Source organism: Mesorhizobium sp. M7A.F.Ca.US.007.01.2.1 (assembly GCF_003998165.1).
Classification (GTDB): Bacteria; Pseudomonadota; Alphaproteobacteria; order Rhizobiales; family Rhizobiaceae; genus Mesorhizobium; species Mesorhizobium ciceri.
Window position 1 is genome coordinate 1 of the sequence record NZ_RZQP01000382.1, and the last position, 3,375, is coordinate 3,375.

5 protein-coding genes are annotated in these 3,375 nt (G+C 59.7%); 2 read left to right on the forward strand and 3 right to left on the reverse strand.

Translation table 11 applies throughout. The annotated features are described in order from the left end of the window. Positions 1–411, forward strand: a 411-nt coding sequence (locus EN949_RS33970) for a RidA family protein (protein ID WP_164782639.1), incomplete at its 5' end; no start/stop codon positions are given. A 46-nt stretch (positions 412–457) separates the two neighbouring features. Here the strand turns inward: EN949_RS33970 and EN949_RS33975 are convergent. Beyond that, complete coding sequence (locus tag EN949_RS33975) at positions 458–2,167, reverse strand: HAD family hydrolase (protein WP_127371944.1); 1,710 nt, start codon at positions 2,165–2,167, stop codon at positions 458–460. A gap of 235 nt (positions 2,168–2,402) precedes the next feature. Between EN949_RS33975 and EN949_RS33980 the strand changes: the two genes are divergently transcribed. Next, complete coding sequence (locus tag EN949_RS33980) at positions 2,403–2,909, forward strand: ferritin-like domain-containing protein (RefSeq protein WP_013531567.1); 507 nt, start codon at positions 2,403–2,405, stop codon at positions 2,907–2,909. Between the two features lie 59 nt (positions 2,910–2,968). Here EN949_RS33980 and EN949_RS33985 read toward each other — a convergent pair whose 3' ends face one another. Next, on the reverse strand, positions 2,969–3,118 hold the full coding sequence (locus EN949_RS33985; protein WP_013531568.1) for a hypothetical protein: 150 nt from the start codon (positions 3,116–3,118) through the stop codon (positions 2,969–2,971). A 40-nt stretch (positions 3,119–3,158) separates the two neighbouring features. Then, the coding region (locus tag EN949_RS33990; RefSeq protein WP_127371945.1) for an SDR family oxidoreductase at positions 3,159–3,375 on the reverse strand (217 nt) is incomplete at its 5' end.

Below are 3,375 nucleotides of genomic sequence, written 5' to 3' on the forward strand. Positions count from 1 at the left end.
GGAAAAGGCACGGTCGTCTCCGGAGCAAGGGGATTTGTCTACCTTTGCGGAAATACGGCAACCGCCGAAAATTATGATCCGACCGGAAAGAGAGGAGGGGGATTCACTGGCGATGCTGCGGCACAGTGGCGCGCAATTCTGGCGAACATCAAATCAGATCTGGAAGAACTCGGCAGCGCGCTCGACTATCTCATCCGGCTGACCTTCTTCATCAAGGGGCCATTTCCCGATGGCGGCGTTCTGAGTTCACCCAATTTTCGTCTCGACGTACTGGACGAGTTCTTTGCCGAGCATTGCCCGAAGCACTGCAGCTATAACAACCCGCCGCCTTCGGAGGTGATCGGAGTTGCAGCGCTTGCGCAAGCCGACATCGTCGTTGAAATTGTCGCGGTGGCGGCGTTGCCTGACTGAAGAATTTCGCATGCAGCGCTGGCTTGATTGACTTGGCTCTCGCGTGTCACTCCGGGGCTGTGGCGGGAGCCGTGTAACGGCGGCGCACGGCATCAAGCACCCGCTTGCGGCTCTCCTCCGCCGACAGGGTCTTGTCCTCTTCCGCCTGGGCGGTTTCGCGCGCCAGGTCCTTGTCCCTGATCTGATGTCGAAACCATTTGGAATAGTCGCCGGTGCGCAAATGAAACTCCCAGGTCTTGTCATCTATGCCCTCGGCGATCTGAGCGAAGATCATCAGATTGTGAGCCCTGAGATTCATCGCATTCTCAGGGCCATGGAAATAGAAGCTGCCGGCTTCGTCGAGCTGGCCTTCGGCATATTTCCGGCTGTGCCGCTTGAGTGACTGACGTGGTTCGACCACTTTGACCGTCTTGACTTTTTTGCCTGCCTGCGGCCGCCAGAACAGCACGCGCGCACCTTTCGGGCTGGGGATGACTTTCGGCGGCTCAATGCCGGTTTCACGGCAGAAGACCTTCACGACGTCCTTTGCCTTGGGGCCAAGCGCAATGATGGCTGTCACCAGGCGCAAGGCGTCTGTCGAGATCGCCTCGGGGTGAACGGTGATCAGGATTGTGCCAGGCAATTCCAATGACAGAACCGCCCGCGTATCGTCGCGCCGCTTGGGCAGAAGATGATGCGCTTCATCGATCACGAGCCAGTGCGGTCTCGCGGTGCGCCGGCGGAAACTGCTGAGGCCAGGCAGCAGGTCGGCAAAGAAATCCGGCCTCTCGTCGACCCGCAGGGCCAGTCCATTGACGACTATGTTGCTGTCGGCCTTGGCGATCAGATCGAGCACTTGCGCCTTTGTCGGCGCGCTTGAGCCGTCTCCCAGGCGAACGGCGCCTTCGAGGCCATCATAGTCGCCTTCGGGATCGAAGACACAAAACTGAAAGCCGCTTTCGACGAAGCGTTCGGTCAGCGCGGTGGCCAAGGTGGATTTACCGATACCGGAACTCCCGGCAATGAGGATCGTGTCGCTCGGCGACAGGTAGGTATCGTCGCCGCCAGATGATCCAAGAACGATGCCGTTATGGCGCTTCGGCACTATCGCGTGATCACGCTTTATCAGCTTTGCGATCAGTTGCTCCACGCCTTTGCCTCGGGCGCCACGCATGATCAGGTTGGCTGTATCCTTGACCGCCGGAATTGCATTTTCGACGGCGACGCTGCAGCCACAGGCTTGCAGGAACGCATGATCGTTCTCGGCGTCGCCGACGCCGACGACGTTGTGCGGCGAAAGTCGAAGGTCCTGAAGGGCCGCGGCGAGCCCGGTGGCTTTGTTGATGCCGCTCGGCAGGATCATCACCGCGCCCTTGTTGAAGATGATTTCCAGTTCGAGCCCCATCTTCTTGATGACCTCAAGCACGGTCGCTTGATGCGGTTCCCAGGTCGCGACGATCGATCGTCCGACCGAAAGCGGCTTGACGCCCTGCCTCTTCAACCTGGCGACGAATTTGGGCTCGGGCGGCGGGGCGATCACCCGCTCTTCCTCGCTGGCCGGCGTGTAGATCATCGCGCCATTTTCAGCGACGACCTTGTCGAAGAGGCTAAGCTCGGGAAAGACGCCCTTGAGATCGGGCAGTTCACGCCCGGTGACGAGAACCAGCTTGCGGCCGCTTTTCTTGAACCGCTCAAGCGCAGTGAGCGTTTTCTTGGCGACGACCCCATCATGAGCCAGCGTGCCGTCATAGTCAGTCGCCAATGCAATGAAATACATTCCGCCAACCCTTCTCGGTTCCGATTGCTCTGCGACTAGAACGTGTGATCGAGACAAAGGCTCCCCACCGACCGGATCGAGGTCTTGGAGAAGGGGGAACGGGTCCGCCCTCGGAAATCAGGAACTCCTTCGGTGCCGGCACGTTGACCAGACAAGCCGGGAACCGTCCCGGTCCTTGTTGGCGGCGCAAACCCCGTCGCCGAAATCCACACCAAGCGCAATGAAAGGTAAGGCCATGGGCTTCTTTTCGAAGGACATCAAGACACTCGACGATCTCTTCGTGCACACGCTGCGCGACATCTATTACGCCGAAAAGCAGATCGAGAAAGCGCTGCCGAAGATGATCGACAAGGCAACCGACCCGCAATTGAAAGCCGGATTTGAAAAGCACCTCGATCAGACGAGAGGCCATGTCGAGCGCGTCGAACAGGTGTTTGAGTTGCATGGCGTCAAGGCCAAGGAGGTCAACTGTCCGGCAATCGACGGCATTCTCGAGGAGGCCGACGACGTGAGCGGTGACGTCGATGACAAGGAGGTTCTCGACGCGGCGCTGATTGCTTCGGCGCAGGCCGTCGAACACTACGAGATGACGCGCTACGGCACGCTCATCGCCTGGGCCAAGCAGCTTGGCCGCACCGACTGCGCCAATGTGCTGGCCAAGAATCTCAAGGAAGAACAGGCGACAGATCGCAAGCTCACCGAAATGGCCGAAAGCAAGATCAACCTGCAGGCAGCCGAATAAGGCTGCAATCCGGCCGGCTGGTAACTCGGCCGGCCGGATTGCCGGTAGGTTCCATCCCGTCAGCGAGACGGGTCGACGCCCAGTGCCGCTGATTGCTTGCGCAGCGCCTCACCGTCATCCTGCGGCACATGCCGAGCAGACCCTGCGGTTTCCGTGTAGATGCGATACGCTACACAAGCGAACGCCACCATGAAAAGCAGACGGCCCATCCATCCTACTCCTTCGTTGCGGATTTCGGTTCGGCCATCCTCAGTACCCTCCGACGACGGGCAAGATCTCGCCGGTGATGTAGCTCGAGCAATGCGGCGAAGCGAGGAACACATAGGCCGGCGCGAGCTCTTCCGGTTGCGCTGGTCGTTTCATTGGCGTGTCGGCGCCGAATTTCGAGACGTCGTCAGCTTCCTTGTCCGACGGATTGAGCGGCGTCCACACCGGACCCGGTGCTACCGCATTCACCCTTATGCCC